The organism is Roseibium sp. (genome assembly GCF_048260565.1).
GTDB lineage: Bacteria > Pseudomonadota > Alphaproteobacteria > Rhizobiales > Stappiaceae > Roseibium.
This window is the reverse complement of the sequence record NZ_JBLXGP010000006.1, coordinates 1-26,254: the sequence shown is the minus strand read 5'-3', so window position 1 is coordinate 26,254 and position 26,254 is coordinate 1. Positions and strand designations below refer to the sequence as shown.

General features: G+C 58.5%; 23 protein-coding genes. 14 read left to right on the top strand and 9 right to left on the bottom strand.

Features of this window, described 5'->3' with window-relative positions; genetic code table 11:
- Nucleotides 1-4: 4 nt before the first annotated feature.
- Entirely contained in the window at nucleotides 5-1,729 is a 1,725-nt protein-coding gene (locus ACN0SO_RS14385; RefSeq protein WP_417678851.1) for an FAD-dependent oxidoreductase, read from the bottom strand.
- A 65-nt stretch (nucleotides 1,730-1,794) separates the two neighbouring features.
- Nucleotides 1,795-2,730, bottom strand: coding sequence for a LysR substrate-binding domain-containing protein (locus ACN0SO_RS14380; protein WP_417678849.1), 936 nt, complete (start codon nucleotides 2,728-2,730; stop codon nucleotides 1,795-1,797).
- A gap of 164 nt (nucleotides 2,731-2,894) precedes the next feature.
- Between ACN0SO_RS14380 and ACN0SO_RS14375 the strand changes: the two genes are divergently transcribed.
- Genes ACN0SO_RS14375 through ACN0SO_RS14365 form a run of 3 tightly spaced genes read left to right on the top strand, consistent with a single transcriptional unit; the run spans nucleotide 2,895 to nucleotide 5,761 of the window.
- Complete coding sequence (locus tag ACN0SO_RS14375; RefSeq protein WP_417678847.1) at nucleotides 2,895-3,914, top strand: TRAP transporter substrate-binding protein; 1,020 nt, start codon at nucleotides 2,895-2,897, stop codon at nucleotides 3,912-3,914.
- 54 nt (nucleotides 3,915-3,968) lie between these two features.
- Complete coding sequence (locus ACN0SO_RS14370; protein WP_417678845.1) at nucleotides 3,969-4,484, top strand: TRAP transporter small permease; 516 nt, start codon at nucleotides 3,969-3,971, stop codon at nucleotides 4,482-4,484.
- Nucleotides 4,481-5,761: a TRAP transporter large permease gene (locus tag ACN0SO_RS14365; RefSeq protein ID WP_417678843.1), complete on the top strand. Its 1,281-nt coding sequence runs from the start codon at nucleotides 4,481-4,483 to the stop codon at nucleotides 5,759-5,761. Before ACN0SO_RS14370 ends, ACN0SO_RS14365 begins: the two co-directional genes overlap by 4 nt.
- 54 nt (nucleotides 5,762-5,815) lie before the next feature.
- Here the strand turns inward: ACN0SO_RS14365 and ACN0SO_RS14360 are convergent, their stop codons facing one another.
- On the bottom strand, nucleotides 5,816-6,553 hold the full coding sequence (locus ACN0SO_RS14360; protein ID WP_417678841.1) for an IclR family transcriptional regulator: 738 nt from the start codon (nucleotides 6,551-6,553) through the stop codon (nucleotides 5,816-5,818).
- Between the two features lie 94 nt (nucleotides 6,554-6,647).
- Entirely contained in the window at nucleotides 6,648-7,643 is a 996-nt protein-coding gene (locus ACN0SO_RS14355; RefSeq protein WP_417678839.1) for a hypothetical protein, read from the bottom strand.
- 554 nt (nucleotides 7,644-8,197) lie between these two features.
- On the opposite strand from ACN0SO_RS14355, the gene dctP reads away from it, so the two are divergent.
- The 4 genes from dctP (at nucleotide 8,198) to ACN0SO_RS14335 (ending at nucleotide 12,604) form a co-directional block, all read left to right on the top strand.
- Nucleotides 8,198-9,220: a TRAP transporter substrate-binding protein DctP gene (gene dctP, locus ACN0SO_RS14350; RefSeq protein WP_417678837.1), complete on the top strand. Its 1,023-nt coding sequence runs from the start codon at nucleotides 8,198-8,200 to the stop codon at nucleotides 9,218-9,220.
- A 60-nt stretch (nucleotides 9,221-9,280) separates the two neighbouring features.
- On the top strand, nucleotides 9,281-9,805 hold the full coding sequence (locus ACN0SO_RS14345; protein WP_417678835.1) for a TRAP transporter small permease: 525 nt from the start codon (nucleotides 9,281-9,283) through the stop codon (nucleotides 9,803-9,805).
- A complete protein-coding gene (locus ACN0SO_RS14340) occupies nucleotides 9,802-11,118 on the top strand; it encodes a TRAP transporter large permease (protein ID WP_417678833.1) in 1,317 nt (438 codons plus the stop codon). The genes ACN0SO_RS14345 and ACN0SO_RS14340 overlap by 4 nt, the downstream gene beginning before the upstream one ends.
- 61 nt (nucleotides 11,119-11,179) lie before the next feature.
- Nucleotides 11,180-12,604, top strand: a complete 1,425-nt coding sequence (locus ACN0SO_RS14335) for an aldehyde dehydrogenase family protein (protein WP_417678831.1) — start codon at nucleotides 11,180-11,182, stop codon at nucleotides 12,602-12,604.
- A gap of 98 nt (nucleotides 12,605-12,702) precedes the next feature.
- Here the strand turns inward: ACN0SO_RS14335 and ACN0SO_RS14330 are convergent, their stop codons facing one another.
- Nucleotides 12,703-13,380, bottom strand: a complete 678-nt coding sequence (locus tag ACN0SO_RS14330) for a GntR family transcriptional regulator (RefSeq protein ID WP_417678829.1) — start codon at nucleotides 13,378-13,380, stop codon at nucleotides 12,703-12,705.
- Nucleotides 13,381-13,541: 161 nt separating this feature from the next.
- On the opposite strand from ACN0SO_RS14330, the gene ACN0SO_RS14325 reads away from it, so the two are divergent.
- The 3 genes from ACN0SO_RS14325 (at nucleotide 13,542) to ACN0SO_RS14315 (ending at nucleotide 16,755) form a co-directional block, all read left to right on the top strand.
- A complete protein-coding gene (locus ACN0SO_RS14325; RefSeq protein ID WP_417678827.1) occupies nucleotides 13,542-14,525 on the top strand; it encodes a LacI family DNA-binding transcriptional regulator in 984 nt (327 codons plus the stop codon).
- Between the two features lie 164 nt (nucleotides 14,526-14,689).
- The gene (gene hisD / locus ACN0SO_RS14320) at nucleotides 14,690-16,000 is read left to right on the top strand and encodes a histidinol dehydrogenase (protein ID WP_417678825.1); all 1,311 of its coding nucleotides are present in this window, start codon (nucleotides 14,690-14,692) and stop codon (nucleotides 15,998-16,000) included.
- A complete protein-coding gene (locus ACN0SO_RS14315) occupies nucleotides 15,997-16,755 on the top strand; it encodes an SDR family NAD(P)-dependent oxidoreductase (protein ID WP_417678823.1) in 759 nt (252 codons plus the stop codon). Before hisD ends, ACN0SO_RS14315 begins: the two co-directional genes overlap by 4 nt.
- A gap of 66 nt (nucleotides 16,756-16,821) precedes the next feature.
- Here ACN0SO_RS14315 and ACN0SO_RS14310 read toward each other — a convergent pair whose 3' ends face one another.
- From ACN0SO_RS14310 to ACN0SO_RS14300, 3 genes are all read right to left on the bottom strand, one after another.
- Nucleotides 16,822-17,679 (bottom strand): SMP-30/gluconolactonase/LRE family protein, encoded by an 858-nt coding sequence (locus tag ACN0SO_RS14310; RefSeq protein WP_417678821.1) that lies wholly within the window; start codon nucleotides 17,677-17,679, stop codon nucleotides 16,822-16,824.
- A complete protein-coding gene (locus tag ACN0SO_RS14305) occupies nucleotides 17,679-19,427 on the bottom strand; it encodes a bifunctional 3-(3-hydroxy-phenyl)propionate/3-hydroxycinnamic acid hydroxylase (RefSeq protein ID WP_417678819.1) in 1,749 nt (582 codons plus the stop codon). The genes ACN0SO_RS14310 and ACN0SO_RS14305 overlap by 1 nt, the downstream gene beginning before the upstream one ends.
- Nucleotides 19,428-19,517: 90 nt before the next feature.
- The gene (locus ACN0SO_RS14300) at nucleotides 19,518-20,501 is read right to left on the bottom strand and encodes a sugar ABC transporter substrate-binding protein (RefSeq protein WP_417678817.1); all 984 of its coding nucleotides are present in this window, start codon (nucleotides 20,499-20,501) and stop codon (nucleotides 19,518-19,520) included.
- A 436-nt stretch (nucleotides 20,502-20,937) separates the two neighbouring features.
- Between ACN0SO_RS14300 and ACN0SO_RS14295 the strand changes: the two genes are divergently transcribed.
- From ACN0SO_RS14295 to ACN0SO_RS14280, 4 genes are all read left to right on the top strand, one after another.
- A complete protein-coding gene (locus ACN0SO_RS14295; RefSeq protein WP_417678815.1) occupies nucleotides 20,938-22,407 on the top strand; it encodes a sugar ABC transporter ATP-binding protein in 1,470 nt (489 codons plus the stop codon).
- Complete coding sequence (locus tag ACN0SO_RS14290; RefSeq protein WP_417678813.1) at nucleotides 22,404-23,393, top strand: ABC transporter permease; 990 nt, start codon at nucleotides 22,404-22,406, stop codon at nucleotides 23,391-23,393. Before ACN0SO_RS14295 ends, ACN0SO_RS14290 begins: the two co-directional genes overlap by 4 nt.
- Before the next feature lie 104 nt (nucleotides 23,394-23,497).
- Nucleotides 23,498-24,364, top strand: coding sequence for an ABC transporter permease (locus ACN0SO_RS14285; protein WP_417678811.1), 867 nt, complete (start codon nucleotides 23,498-23,500; stop codon nucleotides 24,362-24,364).
- 178 nt (nucleotides 24,365-24,542) lie between these two features.
- Nucleotides 24,543-25,403: a fumarylacetoacetate hydrolase family protein gene (locus ACN0SO_RS14280; RefSeq protein WP_417678809.1), complete on the top strand. Its 861-nt coding sequence runs from the start codon at nucleotides 24,543-24,545 to the stop codon at nucleotides 25,401-25,403.
- A 76-nt stretch (nucleotides 25,404-25,479) separates the two neighbouring features.
- Here the strand turns inward: ACN0SO_RS14280 and ACN0SO_RS14275 are convergent, their stop codons facing one another.
- Nucleotides 25,480-25,977: a hypothetical protein gene (locus tag ACN0SO_RS14275; protein WP_417678807.1), complete on the bottom strand. Its 498-nt coding sequence runs from the start codon at nucleotides 25,975-25,977 to the stop codon at nucleotides 25,480-25,482.
- Nucleotides 25,978-26,254 lie beyond the last annotated feature (277 nt).

Sequence of the window (26,254 nt, the reverse complement as noted above, 5' to 3'; positions counted from 1 at the left end):
AAACTCAAGCTCGTTTCCTGGCGTCCTCGACCGCTAATGCCGGGTTGAAGTTGTTTTTTTCCGCCATGGAACGGCCGGTAAGTGTGTCGAAGACGGCGGTTGCGTCGGAGCTGTCCGAAATCGAACCGCGCCAGCCCACCACCTGGTCCGGCCTGATAATCGCGAACTGAGCTTCGTAGAGATCCGCAGCGACCGGTTCGCCACTCAGATCGACAATTTCCAGATCCAGGCCGCGCCTGGCCGCTTCTTCGGCAAAGAGCTGCGCGGCCGGCGAAGCGGGATTGAAAACAAGAAGGGTCCATTCAAATCCGAACCGGTCGAACAGCGAACTGCCATCCTTGAGCCAGGCATGGGGAGCGCGCCCGCCGGGCTTGGCGCTCGGCACATAGACCGATGGCGCATCGGGAGGGATGGGCGTGCCATCGCGGAAGACAGCCGGCGACGCGTCGTAGCGCGCGCCTAATGTGAACCCCGGAATGGTGAATTCCTTGCGGGCGTGCTGCTCCAGATAGGCACCCGCGCGGCTTCGGGCCGCTTCTCCCGCAGGCCCCTCATCCTCAATCGCGGGAGACGGAACATAAAGACCGATGGAATCGGCGAAGCCGATCGCAAACCGGGTGTTGCGAAGCGCAACCGGGCGGCGTTCCGCCTCATATGTCGACAGAAGGGCAGGATCGGCATGGCCTTTGACAACGGCCGCAAGTTTCCAACCGATATTGACGGCGTCCTCGATTGCCGTGTTGTAACCCATCCCGCCGGTCGGCGTGAAAAGATGAACGGCATCGCCGCCGAGCAAGACCCGGCCTTCGCCGAACCGTTCGGCGACGAGCGCACGCCCGGCCAGCCAGGATGCGATACCTGTCACCTTGAAGGGAATGTCCGCGCCGACGGACTGGAGGAACAGCTGGCCGGCATCCTCCTCCGTCATCGTTTCGGCGTGCTCATGATCTTTCAACTGAGTCTGGAGAACGAACTTGCCGCGTCCGTCGACCGCAGCCAGAAGCGCGCGCCGGCGTTTGTTGAATGTCCAGTACATCCAGGCTTTGGGATTCCGGAGCTCCGTGTAGAACGCCGGCGCGTCGATATAGATGGACAGCATTCGCCCGCCCATGAAATCGCGTTGCGACGCGTCGGCACCGGCGTAGCGTATTCCAAGCTGCTTGCGGACCTGGCTCTGGGCTCCATCGGCGCCAAAAAGATAGCTCGCACGTATCAGTTTCCGGGTTCCGTCGGTCAGGTTCTTGACGTCTGCGATGATACCGGTTTCGTCCTCTACGAAACCGGACAGCTCGCAGTTGAAACGGAGGCTCACGTCATCCAGCGCCTCGGCTTTGCGAAACAGGGTTTGCTCCACGAGGCTTTGCGGTACGCGGTGCGGCAATTCCGGACCGTTCCACACCTGCTCGTTTTCCCTCACGAAACGTGCAGCGTCGCCGGAACTCGGCATGCTGTGGCGGGCCAGCTCATACCCGGCATAAGTTGTGAAATAGGCAACATCCGTTGGATAATCGCCAGGCAGGCCGAGCTTCCGGATCGCGTCGGCAAACCCGAGGCGGCGATAGTGTTCCATCGAACGCGCCTGCGTGGCATTCGCCTGTGGCGCGGTTGCAACCCCGCCTTCCCTGTCCACGACAATGGTTGAGACACCTCTGCGGCCCAGTTCGTTGGCCAGCATGAGACCGCATGGTCCCGCTCCAACGATAACAACACTTGCTTTGGCCGGCATCATGACCTGCTCCTCCCTCGTGGATAGGGAGAGGAGTGTTAAGCATCAAAAGCGATTAACAATAGATTTCAAAATTGTCTGACCGATAAATGATTGCTATCGGTCATGAACTCTTCCGATTTTGCAACTCTTTGGACCAGATGCGAAAAATATTCCGCCGCCGGTGTCAGTCCTATTCCAGGCCTGTGCACCATCATGATCGGCGGCGCCGCAAAAACCTCGTCCAATTTGATCTGCTCTACAAATCCGCTCACGGTTGGCGATTCAATCCACTGAACCGGCATCATAGCCAACAGATCCGTATTGATGATAACGGTCAGGACTGAAAATGCGGACTGGCACTGGCAAACAAGGTGCGGTGCTCCAAGTCCGTGTTCAGCGAATACCTGCTTGAGTTCATCCTCCGCATTGCGCGTGATTGACGTGGTCAGCCATGCCGCATCAGCGAGGTCGTGAAATGACCTTGCGTTGGTCAGCGGATGACCTCGGCGGCAGGCGACGACGCGCGTGTTGTCAAACAACTTCGTGATTTGAAGGTCCGCCGGTTGGACCCGTTCGGTTACGGGCCCGACATAGAGATCGACCTGACCGTTGCGCAACTCCGCTTCAAGCGTTGGAAGGAACCCTTCAATGATGCGCAGCCGAACATTCGGATAGCGGGTCTGAAAGGAGCGCAAAATCTTCGCGAGGATACCGAGATGAGCCGCGGAAGAAAAACCGACGACAAGTTCGCCGTCCACCTCGCCTTGCCGCTGGTTCACAGCTTCGCGTGCCCTGCGTATCTCACCGAGAATTAACATCGCCCGAACCAGGAACTCCTGCCCGATCGACGTCAGCCTCACGCCGCGGGCTTCGCGCACGAACAATTGCGCGCCAAGGGAATGTTCGAGCTCCTGAATACTGCGTGTGATGGCCGGCTGCGCCAGTCCAAGCGCGCGCGCCGCCGCGCGCAGGCTTCCGTTTTCCGCAACAGCCACAAAGTCGCGAAGCTGATTGAATTTCATCCGCTGCTCCGATCACAATTCATTATCAGTTCGATTTATTTGATATCTAACATGAAGCACCCGCCCGGGATAAATCATAATTCATAGCTTGGAATGCGCGGGCCGAATGCGGTCGGATATCGCCCATCTCCCTGCTGCCGAAAAGCGAATTCTGGGAGGAATAAATGCTTAAGATTCTTGGGACTGCACTTGCCGCATTCGCCATGACCGCCTGGCTTGGCGGCATTCGGGAAGCAGACGCAGCCGATTTCATTCTGAAAATCTCGTCCCCTGCGCCCCTGAGCGACAATGATGCGCTGTCGGCCTGGTTCAGAGCGTTTGAAAAGGGAGTGGAAGAGCATTCAGACGGCCGGATCGATGTGCAGCTCTACCCGTCAAGCCAACTTGGCCCCATCCCCTCAACGGTAGAGGGGGTGGCGTTGGGCACAATCGAAATGACGGCGCCTATTATCGGCTTCCTGTCCAAGCTCGATCCGCGCTTCCAGGTGCTCGATGCTGCCGGCCTGTTCGACAGCGAGGAACATGCGTTGAAGACGCTGTCCGATCCGAATGTCCGCAAATTGCTTTCAGAGTTTGGGGCTTCGGCAAACGTCGAACCGCTTTTTGTCCTCACAAGCGGTCAGAGCGTCGTGATTTCAAGGTCCGCGATCAACGATCCCGACAAGTTCTCTGGCGTGAAGCTGCGTACCGGCGGAGCAACGCCGCTGCTGAACGAACCGATGCAGGCCCTGGGAGCCGCTCCTGTCGCCTTGCCTCTGGGCGAGGCCGCTCCGGCCCTACAGGTCGGGACCATCGATGCGGCAGCCATCAATATGCCGGTTGCTATCGGGTTCAAGTTCGCCGATGTGGCCAAGGAGGCGACTTATCTTCCCGGCAGCTTCACGGTAATCGGCGGGATCATCAGCAAGGATTTTCTGGCCCAGATCGGACCGGAACTTGAGGCAGTCGTCCGCGAAGAGGCGGAAAACGCGAAGAAAGCCTACGCCGAAAAGCTCAAGAGCGGCCCGGCGTTCCTTGAGGGCGTTTGGGCCAAGCAGGGAGGGCACCTGTACACTTTCGACGCGGAACAGCAGAAGGCTTATTCAGACGTTGTCACCGCGGCGGTCGAAAAGGTCGTTTCCGGCAATCCGCAGATGAAGGCCGACTACGACATCCTCAAGGCAGCCGCCGACGCGGCGCGCTGATCGACCTGACAGCCGGAGGTGCCAGCCTCCGGCAAGAGGTGAAGGGAGAGCAGGATGTTTCGCCTGGCTGATCGGATAATGACCGGCATTCTTACCGTGCTCGGAATGACGCTGATTGCGATGGTTCTCTTGAGCGTCGTCAATGTCATAAGCCGCTATATCTTCGGCAGGGCGCTGCTTTGGGCCGATGAAATCGCGGTCCTGGCGATGATCGTAACGGCCTGGCTTGGCCTGATCATTTGTGCGTGGCGTAACATGGAAATTCGAATGGAGGTCGTCGTCTCGGCGCTTCCGCTTCCGTTGCAAAACGCGATCAGGCTTATCCAGCAAGCCACGATCGCGGCGTTTTGTTTCTGGGCAACGTGGTTGTCCTTCGGCTACGTCGCCAGGGTTTTCAGGTTCGGCATGACAAGCGACAGCGCCGGTATTCCGATCTGGTATTTCCACAGCGCAGTAACCGTCAGTCTGACGGTTGTGGGCCTCATTGCTTTCTCCCGGATGCTCCAGACCGTTTTTGCCAGCATCGGAGGGTCCGGTCTTGGCAAGCAGGCGAAAGGCCAGGAGGTATGAGTTTCGCCCTTGGTATTTTGCCCGCAACCCTCCTGGTTGCCGGTTTCCCGATCTTCATAGTCCTGTTGGCGGCGTCCATGATCGCCCTCAGCGTCTACATGTCCGTCCCCTTGACCGCGGTTCAGCAGAACCTGTTCGGCTCCATTAACACTGTCGGTCTTCTGGCCATTCCCTATTTCATTTTCGCAGGCGAACTGATGTCCCGTGGAACGGTTTCGGTCCGCCTCGTGAATTTCGTCCGCTCCTTTGTCGGACCTTTGCCCGGCGCCCTTGGCGTGACGACCGTCGGTACGGCAAGCATCTTCGGAGCGATTTCCGGCTCCAGTGCAGCCGCGGTCGCTTCGGTGGGCAAGGTCATGTATCCGGCAATGGATGCCGCGGGCTATCCGAAAACGACTTCCGCGGGGATGATCACTTCGGTGAGTGCGATCGGCATCATTATCCCGCCATCGATTCCGATGATTGTCTACGGAGCGTCTTCAGAGACCTCGATCCCCCGGCTCTATGCCGCAGGTATCCTTCCCGGTCTGCTGCTTGCCGCGATGCTCGCCCTTTACATCGTGATCCGGGCAAGCGGCTCCCGCTTTGAAGTCGCCGAACGTCTTTCCTTTTCAAATATCCTGAAAGCGACAGGGCGGGCATTCTGGGCGCTCGGGGCGCCGGTCATTGTCCTTGGTGGGATTTATGGCGGCGTCTTTTCGCCGACCGAGGCGGCCGCGGTCGCCAGTCTCTATGCCATCGTTGTCACCCGCCTGATTTTTCGCGAGCTGACTTGGAAAGATATCCTGGAATGCGCAATGAACACGGTCCTGTTCTCCGCGCAGATCCTGGTCATCGTTGCGACGGCGGGACTGTTTTCCTGGATCCTGACGGTCAATCAGGTTCCCCAGCACCTTGTCGCCTGGATTGCGTCCGCGAATGTTCAGCCCTGGCAGTTTCTTCTGATTGTCAATGTCCTGCTGCTCGTCTGGGGATGTGTCATGGAGCCGATGTCGGCCATTCTCCTGCTTACGCCGGTGCTTATACCGCTCGTCAATGCCCTTGGTATCGACAAGGTCCACTTCGGGATCATCTTGACCCTGAACCTAGCCGTGGGGCTCTTCACTCCGCCATTCGGCATCAACATCTTTGTCGCCCAGTCCGCATTGAAAATGCGCACCATCGATGTTTACCGGGGTGTGCTCCCCTTCCTGCTGGTGTTTTTGGCTGCTCTTGTGCTGATCACTTACATCCCCGCGATTTCCATGATGAGCGCAGAGCTGTTCATGCTGGACTAGATCGAATTAAAGATCCGCCTGCGGACGGTCTTGAGAGCAACGCGTCTCAGGTGTTCACTGAGGATCGATGAAATTCTCGATCACATTGGCCTGCGATCTCAGGATTGTGTCCAGGCGGCGGCCTGTGTCCTCGGTCAAATCCGACTGCTTCACGACGAAACTTAGGGACGCGTGGACCGCCAACGCCTTGAAATTCATGGGGACCGCTATTCCCGCAAGGCCTGCATCCACCTCACCAAGTGCCGTTACGATACCGGCCTTGCGAATGGACTCAAGCTCGGCGCGAAAGGTGTCGGTGACCAATTCGCCTTTGCCCGACAATTTTAGCAACAGCTTGTCGCGCCTGCGCGGGGACAGGCCCGCCAGAACGGCTTTTGATGTGGCGCCCCGCATGATCGGCATGGGCCGGCCACGCTCATAGCTCGTCTGTTCGCCAAAGCGGGCCGAGCGGGCATCGGCAACACACATAACCTTGTCACCGTAAAGCCTGGCGAGCACGACACAACAGGGGATACCTGCCTGCTCGACCAAAGGCATCAGGAATGTTCTGCCGGACCGCACAAGCGGATCGGTTTCTCTCAATCTGTGTTCGAATTCGAGAAAAATCGGTCCGAGTCGATATTGGGAGTCTGCCGCACTTTCCAGAAAACCTGCGGCGACGAGCTCACGCACGGTGCGGTAAACGTTGCTGGCAGACGTCTGCAATGCGTCGGACATATCCGCCACTGTCCATAGACTGCCCTGATCGAGAAACAGCCGAAGGATGTTCTGATATCGGTCAAAACCAGCCACTACCTGACCCTCTTGCGCGATCGTTCACCCGGCCCCGAATCCGCATGTTGCCGGACCGGCCAGACCGCGCAGACTACTGCCGCAGGTTTTCGCGTCAAACGATTACCTGATAGGCGCATTCGGGTGGAAAAAGATCTTCCGGTGTCAGCAGACGGGCGGTGACGCCCTGTTCATGGCAGTAACGAAGAAACGCGTTCAACGTCTTCCGGTTTGCTTCCACGCCATAAGGCCACACATTCCCGTCCGGAAACAGCAAGTCACTCATCGCGGTCATATAGTCCGCTCCCCAGGCCACCGGGAAATACGACGTGGTAATATCCGTCAAGGCGTTGACCGTTCGGCACTTGGCCTCGTCAAACGCGTCGACGATGTTTCGCAAAATCCAGCGGTTTGCATCGTAGAGTTCCTTGCGCACGACCATCACATGCATGATGGGAAAAATCCCGGTTTCGTCGAAATAGGATTTTTCGGCCGCCTGGACGTCTGCAAACAGCCGCCGCACCTTTGGATGGCCGACCAGGAAACTGTCCGGCGGCCGGGCTGAAATGACCGCGTCGATGTCGCCGGCGGCAATCATGTCGCTCAAGCTGCGATCTGCCGCCGTGTGAAGTCTGACGCCCTTGGGCAGGGAAAGCTTCAGCCCCTCCTTCCGACCCGGGCGGTTGACACCTGCCTGCACCCAATCGATTTCCTGCAGCGGAACATTCGCCTGGTGAACGAGATACCCCTTGGCATAGACGGCCGCGGTTTGGGACCATTGGGCAATGCCGACGCGTTTTCCCCGCAGATCACCTACATGGACGATACCGGCGTCCGAGTTCACGTAGAAAGCGCTTTGCCGGAACACCCGGGAAGGGAAGACCGGAATCGCCACCATTTCCGGACGCGCGCAACCGTCGATGTGGGCGCAGTATCCGGCGAAGGAATACTCGGATACATCGAATTCTTTTCCCATGGCAAAGCGCAAACCGACCTGCTCGAAAGGATAGGTCAGGATATTGAGATCAATTCCCTCCGGCCGGACGCGGCCGGTTACGAGGTCCCGGGTATGTGCGTAATCGCTGATTGCCATAGTAAGACGTAACGGCATTGAATAGCTCCGTAAATTGACCGGTATCTGTGGTTCCATTGCCGTCAAACCGGGCTGCTCGTCCGGGGCGGCTGGGAACAGTCTGGGCGGCTTAAAGCTCTTTCATCAGCCGACCGGTGCCTGGCTGGATCGGATAAGGCCGGGCAAACTGCCTTTCCGCTGCCGGTGTCCCCTACCCCTGAGCACCGGTCCCGAGCCCGGCGCCGCACATCATTCGGTCGCTGACTGCTGCCTGTTCCTGCGTGTTTGTTTCCTCCGACTCCGTGCCCCGGCAAGGCGCGGCGGCTCTGTCATTGCAGGCAACAATAACGGGATTGGCGGAGAGGTACAACGATTATCCGTTCTTTTTATCAAAATATGAAAATATATAAAAATTAAATAGAGACCCGAAAAATCGGAGAAAGTTCTCTCTGCATCCGGATCACCCTGTAAATTCAGCCTTATTTCCCAAAAATTCCCGCGAAACACGAAATGATAATGGGTGCTCGATCAATATTCCCCTCATTCTGTAATTGACCATTTTATCATTATTAGATAATTCAGAGAAATTATGGATGCCCTGGAGCGGTGTCTGGTTTAGGGAGGAAATCGATCTCATGAAACGCGTATTAGGCTCAGCACTTCTCGCCGCAGGTCTTCTCTGCACAACCGGCGCATTTGCCGAGGAGACGCTGCGAGGCATCTCCGCATTGCCGAAGAACAACATCGTGACGCAAAGCTTTCTCGACTATGTCGAAATGGTGAATGCGGCCGGGAAGGGTATCGTTCGCATCGATGTCGTCGGCGGACCGGAGGCCTTGCCGGCCAATCAGCAAGACACCGCGCTTCGAAATGGCGTGATCGACATACAAAGCGGACCGGCCGGCTATTATTCCGGCGTCTTGCCGGAAAGCGAGGCTTTTACGGGCGCGACCGTGACTGCGGCCGAAGCAAGGAAAAACGGCGCATTCAACATGATGAAAAAGGCCTGGCGCGATCGCCTGGGGGCGGAGCTGTTGGCCTGGAACGGCGCCGGGATCCAATATTACATCTACCTCGCGACAAAACCCCGCCTCGACGAAGCCGGCAATATCGACCTCAAAGGCGTTAAGCTGCGGTCGGTCGGCACATACCGCGACTGGTTCGATGCCCTGGGCGCGCAGAATATCATGCTGCAGCAGTCGGAAGTGTTTACCGCGCTTGAGCGAGGCGTTGTTGATGGTTTCGGCTGGATTACCTTTGTGTCGGATATTGGTGTGAACAGCCTTCTCAAGGCACGCATCGGCCCTGCCGTTTGGCAGGGGTCGCCGGTCATTATGATGAATGCCGAACGCTACGATGCCCTGTCGCCGGAAGCGCAAAAGATCCTGCAGGACGCGTCCATTGAGTTGGAAGCGAAAATGGCGGCAAAAATGCCGGAGCGGAATGCCCACGAAGCCGAAAGGCTGAAGGCCGACGGCGTGGAGCTCGTCGAACTTGAACCCGCCGCGGCCAGGCAGCACGTGAAACTTGCTCAGTCCGTGGTCTGGGACAAGTTGAATGAAGTGGTTCCGGCATTCGCCGCCGAGATCCGCCCCCTGCTTTATCCTGAAAACTGAAAACCCCTATTGCGCAGGTGCCGCCGCATTTTTGCAGCGGCACCGCACTAAGGATCAGACATGCAGAAAATCATTCTCGGTTCTGCGTGGGCCGGCTTCATCCGCGTCCTGTTTGGCTGCGGCGCGGCCTGCCTGCTGCTGATTGTTACGGTCACCATTTGGGATGTCGCCGCCAGAAATGCGGGATTCTATGCGCCGATCTGGCTGAGCACATTCGTCGAGTTCGCACTGCCCGTCTGCACGATGTTCGCAGCGCCCTATCTCGTCCGCCAGCGCGCGCATGTCGCCATGGAGCTTATCGATGGTGCGCTTAATGACAGCGCAAAACGGCTGCTCGTTTTCCTGACCGACATTGCCGCCGCAGGCGTCTCGCTCCTGGTGGCTTGTTACGCATGGATCGGCGGCTATGACAGCTGGAGCCGCAGCGAAGTCGTGGTTCTTGCAATCGACGTGCCCCGCTGGATCCTTTACGCGGTTCTGGCAACGGGCCTCCTGTTGTGTGCGATCGAATTTATCCGCCACGCCGTCCTTGCTGTGCGGGCCCTGGCGTTCGCTCACCGACCCGATGCCGGAGGAAGATCATGATGCCCTGGTATCAGGCCTTTCTGATGATGATCGGCGTGATCCTTGCGCTGATGGCGTTACGGATCCCGGTGGCTTTTGCGTTTCTGATCGTGAATGTCATTGGCGTGTCCATTTTCATGGGGGGCCATTTTGGGCTGGTGCAGCTCGCCGCCAATGCCTCCGAGGCTCTTGCCAATTATTCCCTGGTGCCGATCCCGCTTTTCATCCTGATGGGCGAACTGTTTTTTCACACTGGCGTCGCCCAGAGGGTATTCGTCGTCGTCGATCAATTGCTGGGAAGCGTTCGCGGGCGGCTTGCCTATGTCTCAATCGGCGGAGGAACAATATTCAGCGCCCTGTCAGGCTCCAGCCTGGGCAACGTGGCCATGATGGGGTCGACGATGTATCCGGAGATGCACAGGAAGGGTTACTCCGACACATTGTCCATCGGCCCGATCATTGCGACCGGCGGCCTGGCCGCCATCATTCCGCCCTCGGGCCTTGCCGTCGTCCTTGGAAGCCTGGCCGGGATGGATGTCGGGAGGTTGCTGCTTGCCGGACTGGTACCCGGACTGCTTCTCGCCTTTTCCTTTGCGGCTCTGGTTTTCGTGATCTCGTTTCTGCGCCCGGAAGCCGCGCCGCAATATGAGACCGCCCGAATCTCCTTTGCGGAGAAACTGTCCCTGATCGCGGTCAATCTCGTGCCGATGGCTCTCGTCATCATCGTTGTGATGGGGCTCATCATTTTCGGCATCGCCACGCCGACGGAAGCCGCCGCTTTCGGAGTCGTTTCCGTCATGCTGGTCGCCGCATTGTTCCGCCAGCTAACCGTCAAGGCGATCGTCCAGGCCGCTTCGAGCGCCATGAAGATCAGCGGCATGATCTTCATGATCATTCTGGCATCGACGACGTTCAGCCAGATCCTGTCCCTCTCCGGGGCGACACGCGGATTGGTGGATTGGGTTCAATCGGTCGATTTCAGCCTGACGGCCGTATTGGCGACGATGGCCCTGGTTCTGATCGTGCTCGGTGCGTTTCTTGAGCCCGTCGGCATCATGATGCTGACCATCCCGGTGTTCATGCCCCTGGTACAGAGTTATGGCGTGGATCCGCTTTGGATGGGGGTTTTCATCCTCATCTTCATCGAACTGGGGCTTGCCACACCGCCATTCGGTCTCGCGCTTTACGTGATGCTGGCGTCGGCGCCTGGAAAGTCCATCATCGACTTGACCCGCGCCGTTGCTCCTTATCTCGCCTGTTCTCTGCTGTTGGTCGTGCTGATTACCCTGGTCCCGGACATCGTCCTGTTCCTGCCCTCGCTGGCAGCGCGCTGAGCCTCTTTTTCCAACCTCAACTCAATTCTGGTGCGTTATGATGAAATCTATCAAGGGTCGAATGCTTATTAACGGCGAGCTTGTCGAAAGCGTTAGCGGCCGGTGGAAAGACTGTATCAATCCCGCAGACGAAACCGTCATCGGTCAGGCACCGGTGGGAACACGCGAAGACGTCAACCGCGCTGTCGATGCGGCTCAGGCCGCATGGCCGGCCTGGTTTGAAACCGATGCGAGCGAGCGGGCCGACATCCTTCTCAAATTCGGAGAGAAGCTGTCGGAACGTTTCGAGGAACTGGCGAAAATCGAGGTGATCGATAGCGGAAACACGCTGAAGCCGACACTTCACGCGATGGACGAGATCTCCAAGACGATCAAGTTCTATGCCGGGATCGCGCCGATGATCCGCGGCGAAACCATTCCCGCTTCGACCCGGCACATGCACATGACGGTGTTGGAGCCCTATGGAGTCGTCGGCCGGATCGCAGCCTATAATCATCCGGCCCTGTTTTCTGTTGCAAGAACGGTCGCTGCCCTGGCTGCGGGCAATGCCATTGTTGTCAAACCGCCGGAGACCTCTCCCCTGTCCGTTCTTGTGCTTGGAGAGGTCGCGCGGGAAACCCTGCCGGCAGGGGTGTTCAACATCGTCAACGGCCCGGGTTCCGAAGTCGGCGACGCCCTGGTGCGTCATCCGGAAGTCAAACGTCTCGCTCTGATCGGCTCCGTTGTGACCGGGCGCGCGATTCAACGCGCGGCCGCGGACGTCGCCGTCAAGCACATTACCCTGGAACTCGGCGGCAAGAACCCGATGATCATCTTCCCCGATTCCGATCCGGAGAAGGCTGCGACAAGTGCCGTCAAGGGCATGAATTTTTCCTGGCAGGGTCAGTCCTGCGGCTCGAACTCCCGCGTCCTTGTGCACCGGGATATCTACGAGGACGTGCTGGCGCGTATTTCCGCAAAGGTTTCAGCTCTGCGCCTTGGCGATCCGTTGTCCCTTGAGACCGATATGGGGCCGATCAACAACGCCAGGAGCTATGCGCATGTCACAAGCTTCCTCGATCGGGATCAGACATCGGGCGCACGGACGATGACCGGAGGCAAGCGCCCCGGCGGCCCTGAATTCGCGAAGGGATACTGGGTCGAGCCGACCGTGTTCGCCGATGTATCGCCGTCCATGCGGGTTTGGCGCGAAGAGGTTTTCGGGCCCATCATGGCAGTTGCCCCCTGGGACGATTACGAAACCATGGTCGGTGAGGCGAACGATACAACCTACGGGCTTTCGGCCGCCATCTGGACGAATGACATCACCGTCGCGATGAAGACGGCCAGACGTTTGCGCGCAGGCAGCATCTTTATCAACGGCTCAAACACGCATTTCGTCGGCATGCCTTGGGGCGGCTTCAGGGACAGCGGGATCGAGCGGGAAGAAGGCGTCGAGGAAATCCGAAGCTATCTGGAGACCAAGGCAATCAACATCATGCTTTGACCGGCGCGGCGCGCAAACAAGGCGGAGGCCGTCCCCATGGAAAAGAGTGGGCCCGGCCTCCGCTGGCGATCCGTTCGCGGACGCTCGTTTCCAGGGGGTTATGATTGCGAGAGTTTGTCGGAAGACAACAGGATTTCCGTCGTCTTCCGTATGTGTTCGGCCATCAGCTTTCGCGCCAACGGTATATCCTTGGCCATGACGGCATCGAAAATCGCCTTGTGTTCCGCATTCACATCGCGTTCGGTCCGGGCGAGGGAAACGGATAGCCGGCGATACCGTTCGCTCTGGTTAAACAGCATCTTCCGAATTCTCAGGAGCCACGGGCTCATGCAGTTGGTGACCAGCGCCTCGTGAAACACGGAATGAGCCTCCAGCCATGCCGGATTGGCGACCTGGCGGTTTTCCGGATCGCGCTCCGGCAGATTTGCCAGGCGGTGGTAAGCAGCCACAAGCTTCGTCTCGGAATCGAGATCGGCGTGTTTGATCGAGTTTTCCAGGCACTCACCTTCAACAAGAACACGCGTTTCCGTGATATCTGCCAGGTCCTCAACGGACACTTTCGGGACAGAATAGCCCTTTTGCGCCGTGGCCACGGCCATTTCTTCCGCGGCAAGCCGGGCAAGCGCCTCTCTTACGGCGCCGAGGCTGATCTTCATGTCAGCGGCAATTTCATTGATGCGGAGACGTTTCCCGGGCTCAAGACGGCCTGTGAGGATTTCATCCTTGATCTGCTGATACGCCGCTTCCGTTTGCGTACCGCCGGCCGGTTTGGTCATGGAAAAATCCTTTATCAATGGGAAAATATATTTACCAAGCCGATTGCGACCTTACAAGAGATCGATCGAAGCTCTTCAGGCATGAAAAATTCACGTCCATGTCGGTTGAATGAAATTGAAAATTATTGCAATAATTTCATTTGGTCGACAGGAAATAATTCGTGCCCGAAATTACCGCAAAAGACATTGCCCATGCCGCCGGCGTTTCCCAGGCGGCAGTTTCCCGTGCCTTTAATCCGACAGCTTCCATAAAGCCCGGGAAACGCGAGAAGATCCTGAAGGTGGCCCGTGAGATGGGGTACGAGCCGCCGGCACTGAGATCCCTGACGGAAGCGGGCTCCGGCGCAATCGCGCTGATTGCCGCCGATCTCGACAACCCGTTTTACCCGGTTGCCGCGGACATGTTGGCAAAGGCTCTGTTCAAGCGCGGATGGCACCTGATCCTTTATACGGTTCCGCAAGGCCAGACCGTCGACGACGTCTTGCGGAATGTCCTGAAATTCAAGCCCGAGGCGGCAATCGTCGCATCGGCAACACTGTCATCTTCCGTTGTTGCGGCCTGCCGGCGCCAGGGCATGCCGATCATACTTTTCAACCGCACCCAACACGACCCGAATGCAACGGCCGTGGTCTGCGACAACTATGCCGGCGGCCGCATGATCGCCCGCCGCTTCCTGGAGCAGGGCCGTAGCCGAATTGCCTTCATCGGCGGCGTGCAGGACACCTCGACCCACCGGGAGCGCCTCCGGGGGTTCGAAGATGCACTTGCCGAAGCCGGCGCATCCGTATTCGCACAAACAAACGGCCGTTTCTCCTATCAGGGCGGACGGAGCGCGGCGTGGGATCTGCTCCACCAACCTCACCGCCCCGATTCGATCTTCGCCGCAAACGACGTCATGGCGCTGGCGACAATCGATGTAGCAAGGACCCTCGGCCTGTCTATTCCAGACGAGCTTGCCATTATTGGCTTTGACGATATCCCGATGGCGAGTTGGGAGTCCTACCGGCTGACCACAGTACGCCAACCAACCGAACGCATGGTGACCGATGCGCTCGAACTCATCGACATGCAATTGTCGGATCGTTCGATCGAGGGCACCGTCAGAACCTCCCCGGTGCGTCTGGTCCTGCGCGACAGCGGTTAGATATTCCTTCCGATCTGCCACCAGTTATATCCGTCTCGATCCGGAACACGGCTTCCTCAGGGGCGATTCCGCTTGAGCAAAAATGAAAATTTTTCAATATTTCATATTTTATTGCATTGCTTTTCATTCGCGCTAGCTTGGTCAGCAGGACAAGGAGACGCCTCATGACTATTGCCTATCTGAAGCGCGGCAAACCGGAACTGGAACGCTCGCAGGACGACGAGAAGACCCGCGCAGTTGTTGAAACAACATTGAAGGATATTGAAACGCGCGGGGACGCTGCCGTGCGGGAACTGTCCGAAAAGTTCGACAAGTTCAGCCCGCCGTCCTTCCGCCTGTCGCAAAGCGAGATTGACGCTCTGATGAACCGTGTCTCGGCGCGTGATATGGAGGACATCAAGTTCGCGCAAGCCCAGGTGCGCAATTTTGCCCAGGCTCAGCGCGACTCCATGCTCGACATCGAAATCGAAACCATGCCGGGCGTCATTCTGGGCCACAAAAACATCCCCGTACAGTCGGTCGGCTGCTACGTTCCCGGGGGCAAGTTTCCGATGGTCGCCTCAGCGCATATGTCTGTGGCAACCGCGACGGTGGCCGGCGTACCACGCATCGCCGCCGCCACGCCGCCCTTCAAAGGCGAGCCCAACCCGGCCGTGATTGCCGCCATGCATCTGGGCGGCGCCCATGAGATCTATGTCCTCGGCGGCATACAGGCGATTGGCGCCATGGCTATCGGTACCGAAACCGTTGATCCGGTGCATATGCTCGTCGGTCCGGGCAACGCCTTTGTTGCCGAAGCCAAGCGCCAGCTGTTCGGGCGCGTTGGTATCGACCTGTTCGCCGGTCCCACTGAAACCATGGTCATCGCCGATGGGACCGTGGACGCCGAGATGTGTGCCACGGATCTGCTGGGCCAGGCCGAGCACGGCTACAATTCGCCGGCTGTCCTGGTCACCAATTCCGAAAAGCTTGCCAAGGACACGCTCGCGGAAATCGACCGTATCCTGAAGATCCTGCCAACCCGGGAGACCGCTGCGAAGAGTTGGGAGGACTACGGCGAAGTCATCGTCTGCGACACCTATGAGGAAATGCTCGAGGTGGCCAATGACATTGCCTCCGAGCATGTCCAGGTCATGACCGATCGCGACGACTGGTTCCTGGAACACATGACCTGTTACGGTGCCTTGTTCCTCGGCCCGCGCACCAACGTCGCCAACGGCGACAAGGTGATCGGCACCAACCATACGCTCCCGACGAAGAAAGCCGGCCGGTACACCGGCGGCCTGTGGGTCGGCAAATACCTTAAGACCCACAGCTATCAAAAAGTTCTGACCGATGAGGCCGCGGCAAAGATGGGCGAATATTGCTCGCGGCTCTGCATGCTGGAAGGCTTTGTCGGCCATGCCGAACAGGCCAATCTGCGTGTGCGCCGTTACGGCGGTCGCAACATCCCCTACGGCACGGCCGCGGAATGAGCGTTTCACCGACCTTCCGCCTCGATGGCAAGCGCGCGCTTGTCACCGGGGCGGGGCGCGGCATAGGCCGGGCTATCGCCGAGGCCTTTGCCGAATGCGGAGCAGAGGTTGTTCTTTGCGCCCGCACCCAGAGTGAAATCGAGGAGGCCGCCGACACGCTCAGGGCCAGGGGACTGGCGGCGACCGCCCAGGCTTGCGACGTCATGGACGTTGCAGGCTTTTCCGACCTGATCGAAAACCAGGCTCCCTTCGACATTCTGGTCAACAACGCCGGCACCAACCGGCCCAAGCCGCAAAGCGAGGTCACGGAAGAAGACTACGACGCGGTCATGAACCTCAATGTGCGCGCCGTCTATTTCGCCACGAAGGCGGTCGCCAAATCGATGATCGCCGCGGGACGCGGCGGCTCGATCATGACCCTGTCTTCCCAGATGGGCCATGTCGGCGCGGCCAACCGGACAATCTATTGCGCGTCGAAATGGGCGATCGAAGGCTTTACCAAGGCGCTCGCATGCGAACTCGGTTCGCACAAGATCCGCGTCAACACGATCTGTCCGACCTTCATCGAGACCCCGATGACGAAGCCGTTCTTCGAGGATGAGACCTTCAGAAACTCGGTCCTGTCGAAGATCAAGCTGGGGCGCATCGGCCAGGTGTCCGACGTCACCGGAGCGGCCGTATTCCTGGCTTCCGATGCCTCCAGTCTGATGACCGGCAGCGCGGTGATGCTGGATGGAGGCTGGACTGCGGAGTGACGCAAGGGCGGCCGGGACGCCGCTTGGCAAACACGTTCGGGCTGAGGCCGCGAGGGTCCTTCGACGTTACGGCCGCCCTGCCCCCGCCATACCTGGCCGCAAGCGGTAAACCTCGCCGAAGCGCGTGATATTGTCCGGATCGGTATTATCCATCGCAGCCACGCATAGATAGAGATCCTTACGGTCCTCTCCGCCGAATACGCATGCGATGGCATTCTTCCCCGGAAATTCCAGTCGCTTGATGACCTTTCCTTCCGGCGAAAGGCGGACAAAGGCATGGTCGAACAGCAGCGGCACCCAAAGGCAGCCCGCGTCATCCATGCACAGGCCGTCCGGCGATCCCGGTAACACTGCATGAACCCGGCGGTTGGTCAAACGGCCATCAGCAGCGATTTCGAACTTGAGGATCGACTTACCGAATGTCTCGCAGACATAGAGTGTCTTTCCGTCCGGCGTGATCACCATGCCGTTGGGAAAGAACAGCTCTGTCGCGACGACCTTGAAGCCGTGATCGGGATGATGGGCGAAAATCTTGCCGGTCTGCACCGGGTCTTCCTGGCCGAAGAGGAAGCCAGTGTCGCCGACCCAGCCCCATCCCTCCGGTCCCAGGATCATGTCATTGAGAAAGCCGGTCGCGTTGGCACCGATATCGTGAATGACGGACACTTCCCCAGTTTGCGGATCGACCGACAGGATCTGCCGGCCAACACCGGTCGCCAGGCAGATCCGGCCATCGGCTTCGAAATCCATGCCCGAAGGCCGCCCTTCAATCTCCGCAACCGGATGAACCGCGCCGCTTTCGCCGATCGAAACCAGCCTGAAATTCCAGACATCGGAAATCCATAGCCTGCCATTCCTCCATCGCGGCGCCTCCGGCCACGCGAGGCCGGAAGCAAAAGGGTCCGGCCGTCCCGAAACGGACATCAGGCCATCTCCACTTCATGCGGAATGAAATGCAGCCGGGTCAACAACTCATCAACCAGCCCCCCCAGATCTTCGAGCTTCGGCACACCGCCAAAGACATAGAAGTCGGGCCGATGGATGACCGCCTCGAGGCCGTTGGCGGCAAAATAGTCGGTGTAGGCGCTGTCGACGTCGATAACGTCGGCCGGGCCGGATCTGGCCACATAGACGAAATGAACCCCGACCCGCTCCAGTGCCGCCTTTTGTTCCGGCGAAAGCACTGACGATGGATCTGCCTTTGTGCTGATCACCACGAACCTGGAGCTCGGATAAAATTCGTCGAACAGTTCACGCCGGCCGTCCTTCTCCACCACGGCCTGAAGACCAAGCGTTCCGGCCAGGCCTAAAGGCCTGCCATTGCCATCAAGCGCAAGAACGCCGGACTCAAGCTTTGGAAAATCCGGCATCGGCGGCATCCAACCGTCACGGAATTTCTGGTCGCGGATCCGCGCCTCTTCCGGATCGAGCGTACAGGGAACCTTGCCGGCCTCCAGAGAGATGAGTGTCCAATCCCTGGTGTGCGGCGACCGTTCCTGCTCATAGGTTTCCAGCAGCGCTTCATCGGCCACGCCGCGCCTGACCAGGTCCAGTTTCCAGGCCAGGTTCTTGGCATCGCGCATTCCGGAACACATGCCCTGCCCCATAAAGGGCGGTGTGGTATGAGCGGCGTCGCCCATCAGAAAAACGCGTCCGCGCCGCCATTCAAGCGCATGTCGCGCCTCGAATGTATAGACGAGCTGACGAACAATCTCGACGTCATCGGGTGTAATTCCCCGTTCCGCCAACAGCTCCCACGCCTTTTCCGGCTTCTCCATATCCGCAGGATTTTCGCCCGGCAGCAGCGCCCATTCCCAGCGCCGATGCCGCTTGCCGAGCGGCAACACGGTAACCGGCCGACGCGGATCACAGATCTGGCCACAGTCGAACTCAAAGTCGATTTCGCGCTTCTTGCGCGCGTCGACCACAAGCCACTTCTCGTTAAAGAACAGATCCTCGCGTTCTATTCCCAGGTGGTTGCGCATGCCGCTGTTGGCCCCGTCGGCGGCAACGACATAAAGACCTGAGATAACCTGCTTTTCATTGGTCGCGACCGGGCGGAGATTGCCGGCCTGAAGCTGCGTTTTTGCAATCGTCAGGGTGACCTTCGCGCCGTCATCATCGAAATCCTGGGCTTCGAACTCGAGAAATTGCGTGATGTTCGGGTCTTTGTCGAGGCGCTTGCTGATCGCGTTTTCGAAGACAGGCTGGAACTGCATGTAATCGGAATTGTATCCCGATATGCCCTTTTCGCCCCAGTCAAACTCCAGAAGGAGTTCCCCGTCGGCATTGACCCAGACATATTCGGTTGTCGGATAGCTATCGGCGAGCATTTCCTCGGCGCAATCAATCGATTGCAGAAGGCGGACAATTTCATGGTCGAGATGCCCGGCCCTCGGCAGACCATAAAGATCGCGATGCTTTTCGACGATCGCGACACTCAATCCGAGTTGCGATGCCGTCGCTGCCATCGTGAGCCCGACCGGGCCACGGCCGATGATGATAATATCAAAAACCTTGGGTTTCATATGTTCCTCCCGTCGGCCAGATCTGTCTGGCATCGTCTTTTGGAAAAATGCTGTCGCAAAACCGAAGAGCTTTCTTCGGCGCCGGCCGGGCCTGAAACTTGGCTGCGGAATGCATCGAAGAAGCCTCTTCAGACGGGCGGCCAAAACGGGTGCGGGAAAACCGGCCACCTTCTTCAGAACCGGAAGAAAAACGCCGGCAATGAACGCCGGCGTTTTTCCGTCACCGGTCAGAACTCAGTAGGAGCACGCTTCGGTGTACTGATCGGCGTTTTCGGTGCTGATGATTTTGTGGTCTTCATAATATTTTGCGTCGACGCTTTCACCCGCCAGCACGGCCTTGGCAACATCGGCTGCCCGTTCTGCGGAAGCGACCGGGAGCATCAGGACCGTAGCGGTCATAGCGCCGCGCTGCAGGTTTCTCATTCCCGGCGCCTGGCAATTGCCTCCGACGACGGTCAGTTCTCCCTTGCCCTCGCCCAGGGAGACACCGGCCGTCCGCGCAGCTTGTATTGCCGAATTCGCCAGCGTGTCATTCATACCGTAGATTCCGTCGATCCCGCCTTGAGCGGCAAAACGCGCAAGTAGCTGGCCGGCTGCCTGCTCTCCGGCAACCGGATTCCAGCTGACGTCCTCGATCGCGACGATTTCAGCGTCCGGCAATTTGTCTTTCAGGGCATCGGTGAAACCCTGCATCCGAACCGGTGCGATACCTTCAGCCATCGAACCGGTTATCGCGGCAACCTTGCCGTTTTCCTTGCCAGCTTCGCGTAATGCCTGTGCCATCGCGACACCGGCCTGCTGCCCGAGCACATAGGAATTCTCGCCGATATAGCTGGCTGAAAGCGGAACCATGTCGCTCTGGGGCTCCGATACGATCGTCACAACCGGAATATTGGCGTCATGTGCGCGGGTCGCCGCCGGCACGATCGCCTTCTGACTGATGGGCTGAATGACAAGAAGGTCGAATTTCTGCCCTATGGCATCATCGATCTGCCGTGCCTGCAGGGCCGGGTCAAAAGGGCTTGAGAAAACGCTGACCGAAAAGTCGTTCGCGCTCGCCTTCTTTTCGAAGGCCTGCGCCCATGTCCCGATAAAGGCGTCCTGTGTCGGCCCGACCAGAAGCGCGACACGTCCTTCGGCGAGAGCCGGCACGCTTGTAAACGAAAATCCGGCCACCAGCAGGCCGGCGGCGGCAAGCGTCTTCTTCAAATTCGTCATCTTGTTCCTCCCTTTATCGGAAAACCGGCGAAAGCGGCCCCTCCCGAAAGAACACCTCTCCCTGATGTCCTTTGCTCCGGCCGGCTTCGCAATGACAGGGACGCTAACATAAGATTTTTTATTCTAAAATATATTTTTTATGATAATATCCATTTTAGTGCCAAAGATAGAACTCCGCTTGCCCGGAGCCGTTGGGAGCGGATCGGGACAAACGCATAAAGGGAGGAAAAAGAATGCCTTGCCGTTCATCGGAGGAAATAAGCCGGTTTGACCATGAGCTCGAACCCGGCCGGAAAGCGGGTTCCGCAGGCAACGCAAAATACCGGAAGCCCAGGCGACACAAAGCGGCAGGGGAGCGCCGATGATCGCCGTGACTGCAGCCTTGAATGAAAAGCAAACGCCGGCAGTGCCACCCAAAGTCTTGAATGCCCGAAATTTGAGTAAGCGTTTCGGACATATTCAGGCACTGGAGAATGCGGCCATCGAACTGGAAGCCGGCGAGATCCGCGCGGTCTGCGGGGAAAACGGCGCGGGCAAGAGTACGCTGGTCAAAATCCTGACCGGCATTATCCAGTCCGACACGGGAACCATCGAAATAGACGGCCGTGCCGTCCATATCAAAAGCCCGAGAGACTCGCAGCAGGTCGGTCTCAATCTGGTTTCTCAAGAGCTCAGCATCTGCCCCGATCTGTCGGTCCTGGACAACATCTGGCTGGGATCGATCGAAGTACCGCTGCTGCATCGCAAGAAGACGTTTCGCGACCGGGCGCGGAAAACACTGGAGATGCTCGGCGCGGCGCACATTGATCTGGACCAGCCGGCGTCGAAGCTGAATACGGGCGAACGGCAGATCGTCGAGATCGCCAGAATGCTCGGGCGCAACACGCAGATACTTATTCTCGACGAACCCACCGCAACACTTTCCGACTCCGAAATCGAGCGGGTCATGCAGGCCTTGAAGGCACTGAAACGGGAAGGTCACGCGATCCTCTATATCACCCACCGGCTGTCAGAGGTTTTCGAGATCTGTGACACCGTCACCGTGATGCGCAACGGTCGGGAAGTCCTGGCGGCAAACGTCTCCGATCTCGACCGGAAGGCATTGATCGAAGCCATGCTCGGCAGACCGTTCGAGGAACTGTTCCCCACGCACAAGCCGGCGTCCGATGAAGCGGCGGCACTCCGGATCGCCGATCTGAATATCCCCGGGACTGTCGAAAAGCTGAACCTGGATGTGCCACGTGGCCAAATCGTTTGCCTGACCGGCCAGATCGGGTCGGGGGCCGAAGACGTGGTGCACGCCGTTGCCGGAATGCTTGTGGAAGCCGAAGGAGAGATTACGGTCAACGGCTGCCGCCTGCAGCCCGGGTTTCCGGAAAAGGCAAAGAAACTCGGGGTCCGCTTCGTTTCGGGTGACCGGGCGGAAGAAGGGATTTTCGTCGGTCTCAGCGTCACCGACAATCTTGTGGCAACCCGTCTGGACGCCCGCGGTCTTGCCGGTGTGCTGTCGCCGGGTGCGCTCAGGAAAGAAGCCGCCCGGCTGGCCAAAAAAATCAGGTTTGACCAGAGGCGCCTCGCTTCGATTGCGTCCACCTTGAGCGGCGGCAATCAGCAGAAGCTCGCTTTCGGCCGCTGCATAGACCATGGCGAGCCCGGGGTCATCGTAATGATTGAACCGACCCGCGGCATAGACGTCGGCGCACGGGCGGAAATCTATCAGCTCATGCGCGATTTCTGCGACCAGGGCTACGGGCTGCTCATCGCATCTACCGACTTTTCCGAGGTTCTGGGCATCGGCGACCGGATCGTCACCCTCTATCGGGGGAAAGTCGTTCAAACGTATCACGCCGGGCAAGTCACCATGCCCCAGATCGTGGCCGACGTAACCCACCCGGTGATGTCATGACGAACAACACGCAAGCGCAAAATGCCTTACAACCGGATTCCGGCACAATGACAAGCCATCTCAACGGGCTCCGACCTTCTCCTTCTTCCCTGTTTCGCTGGTGCGTCGTTGCGGCACTTGCCGTCTTCGCGGCAACCACCCCCGGTTTTTTGTCACCGACAAGCATCCGGTCGCTGCTATCGACAGCGTCTTTGGTCGGGTGCGTCGCCGTGGGCATGACATTTGTCACCATGAGCGGCAACATCATGTCGTTCAGTCTTGGCGCGAGCCTTTCCGCAACGACCGTCGTTTTCGTATGGCTTCTGCCTTATGGCGCGGCGACGGCCGTCACCGGTGCCTTGTTGTTCGGTGCCGGCATCAATGCGGCGCAGGGACTTGTCATCGGCTATTTCCGCGCCAATCCCATCATCGTCAGCATGGCGGCCTTCGCACTGATCCTTGGCGTGTTCACCATGCTGACAGGCGGACGAGGCATCTACATCACGACCAGCGACGCCGATATCTTCAACGCCAATTTCGGCGTCGTGCCGGGACCGCTGGTGGCCTTTGCCGCCTGTGCCCTGGTCGGACAGGCGATCCTGCGGTTTACCCGCTTCGGTCGCCGGGTCTTCCTGGTCGGCAGCAATCCGCGAGCGGCGCTGGCTGCGGGAACGGAACCATGGCGCACCGTCACATGGGCCTATGCCCTTGCCGGGCTGTTCACCACCGTGACCGCCGTACTGATGGCCTCCCGCTACGGGTCAGGCGACCTTCAGCACGGAACTGGTTTTGAATACCAGGCAATCAGTGCCGTTCTGGTGGGCGGAACCGCCATCCAGGGCGGACACGGGTCGGTGCTGCGAACCTTCATCGGAACAATGCTGATTGCCATCTTCAAGGCGGTCCTGATCCTGCGCGGGTTTTCGACCGAGCTTCAGCAACTGCTCATCGGCGTCGTCGTGCTTCTCGTCATCATGCTGCAGTGGCGCGCGGGAGATCTGAAATGAGCGGACTTATGAAAAACAGAAATGTCCGGGCATATCTGCTTCTTGCCTTCATCGCATTGACACTTGGCATTGTTGGCGGCCCGACAATCTTCAGCGGAAGAACGATGTTCAGCATTCTGCAGCAATTCGCGGTGCTGGGGCCGGTCGCCCTGGCACTGGGGATGACGATGGCGATCCGTCATTTCGATCTTTCGGTTGCGGGCATGCTGGGCCTCGCGGGATGCATTGCCGTGCTCTGCGGGGTCGAAGATCCTCTACTCGGGATCGCGCTCGCCGTCGGATTTGGAGCCGTTTTCGGAGCGCTTCAGGGCGCGATCATAACGACATTGCGCCTGAGTTCGATCGGAGTGACGCTCGGCGGCCTGCTGATCCTGAACGGTCTCGCCTATGTGATCACCGGAAACCGGGAATTGGGTTACCCGCGTCCCGATGTGGCTCAATTTGTCGATGCCACTCTTGTCGATGTCTTTTCGTTTCGCGCGATTGTGGCCGTTGCCATCTTCGCGGTCATTGGCCTTGTGATGTCGCAGACCCGCCTGGGCCGGGACATTATCGCCTCGGGAAGCGATCCAAAGGCTGCGGCTATCGCCGGTGTCCCGGTGAAATCGATCACCATACTGGTGATGACATTTTCCGGGGCGGTGGCGGCACTTGCGGGCGGACTGCTCAGTTTCAGCCTGACGACCGCGTCCCCTACCGCGCTTGCGGATGTTCTGGTGCCGGCAGCCGCCGCCGCGATCATTGGCGGAGTATCCCTGTCCGGCGGACGCGGCCACCCGTTGGGCATTGCAGGCGGTGTTCTGGTCCTCTGCCTTCTGCGTTCCGGCCTCTCGGCCCTGAACGTCGAGCCGTATGTTCACAGCATCGCCATTGGCCTCGTGCTGGTCATTGTCGGACTTCTCGACAGCAATGACCTTGAGCGGCGTCTAATCAGCCTGCGGCGGGCCTTTGCGCGCCCCCGGCCGTCCTAGATTAACGGAATTCCAAAGCGCCGATCGGTTCGTCAGTGCAGCGGAGGATAGGCCGTCCGGCGGATTATCATCCGACTGAAAACCGGCGAAGCGACATAAAATATATTTCGTATTTACAAATATATTTTTAGATCTAATATGCCGCCATCGAGTTTCGAAAGACATAAGGAGACGCAAGGTGAGGTTCGTACGTTTTTTGCTGAATGGGGAAGAAGGCCTTGCCTTGGACGACAAGGGCGAACTGGTCGGCTTTGCGGCTTCCGATCCTCGCTACACCGGCAGCCTGGACACGGCGATTGCCGAGGGAACAGACGGATTGAAGCGCCTGGCGGACGCCTTGTCGAAGGGCGACCGTATCGAAGGCGAGATCCAATATCTGCCGCCGTTCGCCGCCTCCGGAAAAATTATCTGCGTTGGTCTTAACTATCGCGCGCATTCGGCGGAATCGGGTTACGAGCAGCCGGATTACCCTACGGTCTTCGCGCGCTTCACAAGCAGCCTCATCGGCCATCAGTCAGCGATCGTCCGTCCGGACATGTCCGATACGCTCGATTTCGAAGGCGAGCTTGTCGCTGTCATCGGCAAGGCCGGTTTCAAAATCGACAAGCAGGATGCCCTCGATTATGTCGCCGGGTATTCGATCTTCAACGATGGGTCCGTCAGGGAGTATCAGCATTTGACGCCCCAGTGGACTGTCGGCAAGAACTTTGACGCTACCGGCGGTTTCGGTCCGGCCTTCGTTACTGCGGACGAACTTCCCAAAGGCTGCCTCGGGCTGACGCTCGAAACCAGGCTTAACGGCAACGTGGTGCAACACGCCAGGATTGACGACATGGTGTTCGGTGTCGCCGACCTTGTTTCAATTCTCAGCGCAAGCATGACGATCGAACCAGGCGATCTGATTGTAACGGGAACTCCGTCCGGGGTAGGCGCCTCCCGCAAACCTCCGCTATACATGCGCCCTGGCGATGTGTGCGAGGTGGAGATCGAGGGAATTGGAACGCTGGTCAATCCAATTGCCAGTGAGACGGTCGCCTGAAACTCAGGCATTCAATGGAATTCGGTAGACGAAAACGGAGTCACCGGCACAATTTCCTCCGGGGTGGCTCGCTTCGCTAGAATTTCCGATCCCCCGCCTCCTGAACATAAAGGCGGATCTCTTCAGTGGGGGGGATCTCCAAGCCGTCAAGTTCCAGGAGAACAATCGGAGGCAGTAGCGTATGTTCGGTAGGTGCGGGGATCGCCGGCAGCGGTCCTCCGCCACCATTTCCTGCAGGTCCAATCTCGACGCATGGTTTGCATTTCCTCCAGTCTGAATGGGCTATTTGCCGGTTCGACGCGGTTCTCTGCTCGACCGAGGTTTCATGAGGATCCCCCGGCTGCAGGTCGGGGAGCTGGAAAGTGTCGCCGAAGTTCACCGCGAACTCGAAGCTGAACGCACCACTGGAGCGATTGTGCAGGAAGTGTAATATTCTGTTATCAAATGGGTATCCCGCCTTTCGCCTGTCCTTCAAACGCATCCCGCTCCTTTCAAGTCGGGTTGTTTTCAGCCCGGCTGTTTCCTGCTTTTTCCGGCTTTCGTGTTTCTTGTCATTTTGGCTTCCCCGTTGCACTTAACCCCCCCCACGGCGCGCGGTCGGGTTGTTTTTTGTATGGTTTTGGGCAGGATTTGCTTGTTTTCTGGCGCGGTTCGTCGGGTTATGGCGTCCTTTCGGGGGGCAGGTCAATGTTCACTTCCTGGACCCACTTGAGCAAACAAAAAAAGCCCCTTTCGGGGCATTGTTGTTTGGTAGGGGTTGGAGGATTTGGTGGATTTTTGTCCTGCTTTGTCGGCCTTCGGCCTTCTTTTGGGCGCCTGGTGAGGTTCCAATCCTCGACCGCGGTCACCAA

What these genes read in the sequence shown, in the direction of transcription:
- ACN0SO_RS14285 (WP_417678811.1), top strand. Translation starts at nt 23,498, where the DNA reads ATGTTCAGCATTCTGCAGCAATTCGCGGTGCTGGGGCCGGTCGCCCTG.
- ACN0SO_RS14300 (WP_417678817.1), bottom strand. Translation starts at nt 20,501, where the DNA reads ATGACGAATTTGAAGAAGACGCTTGCCGCCGCCGGCCTGCTGGTGGCC.
- ACN0SO_RS14310 (WP_417678821.1), bottom strand. Translation starts at nt 17,679, where the DNA reads ATGTCCGTTTCGGGACGGCCGGACCCTTTTGCTTCCGGCCTCGCGTGG.
- ACN0SO_RS14385 (WP_417678851.1), bottom strand. Translation starts at nt 1,729, where the DNA reads ATGATGCCGGCCAAAGCAAGTGTTGTTATCGTTGGAGCGGGACCATGC.
- ACN0SO_RS14380 (WP_417678849.1), bottom strand. Translation starts at nt 2,730, where the DNA reads ATGAAATTCAATCAGCTTCGCGACTTTGTGGCTGTTGCGGAAAACGGA.
- ACN0SO_RS14340 (WP_417678833.1), top strand. Translation starts at nt 9,802, where the DNA reads ATGATGCCCTGGTATCAGGCCTTTCTGATGATGATCGGCGTGATCCTT.
- ACN0SO_RS14345 (WP_417678835.1), top strand. Translation starts at nt 9,281, where the DNA reads ATGCAGAAAATCATTCTCGGTTCTGCGTGGGCCGGCTTCATCCGCGTC.
- ACN0SO_RS14365 (WP_417678843.1), top strand. Translation starts at nt 4,481, where the DNA reads ATGAGTTTCGCCCTTGGTATTTTGCCCGCAACCCTCCTGGTTGCCGGT.
- ACN0SO_RS14370 (WP_417678845.1), top strand. Translation starts at nt 3,969, where the DNA reads ATGTTTCGCCTGGCTGATCGGATAATGACCGGCATTCTTACCGTGCTC.
- dctP (WP_417678837.1), top strand. Translation starts at nt 8,198, where the DNA reads ATGCCCTGGAGCGGTGTCTGGTTTAGGGAGGAAATCGATCTCATGAAA.
- hisD (WP_417678825.1), top strand. Translation starts at nt 14,690, where the DNA reads ATGACTATTGCCTATCTGAAGCGCGGCAAACCGGAACTGGAACGCTCG.
- ACN0SO_RS14355 (WP_417678839.1), bottom strand. Translation starts at nt 7,643, where the DNA reads ATGCCGTTACGTCTTACTATGGCAATCAGCGATTACGCACATACCCGG.
- ACN0SO_RS14375 (WP_417678847.1), top strand. Translation starts at nt 2,895, where the DNA reads ATGCTTAAGATTCTTGGGACTGCACTTGCCGCATTCGCCATGACCGCC.
- ACN0SO_RS14335 (WP_417678831.1), top strand. Translation starts at nt 11,180, where the DNA reads ATGCTTATTAACGGCGAGCTTGTCGAAAGCGTTAGCGGCCGGTGGAAA.
- ACN0SO_RS14330 (WP_417678829.1), bottom strand. Translation starts at nt 13,380, where the DNA reads ATGACCAAACCGGCCGGCGGTACGCAAACGGAAGCGGCGTATCAGCAG.
- ACN0SO_RS14315 (WP_417678823.1), top strand. Translation starts at nt 15,997, where the DNA reads ATGAGCGTTTCACCGACCTTCCGCCTCGATGGCAAGCGCGCGCTTGTC.
- ACN0SO_RS14290 (WP_417678813.1), top strand. Translation starts at nt 22,404, where the DNA reads ATGACGAACAACACGCAAGCGCAAAATGCCTTACAACCGGATTCCGGC.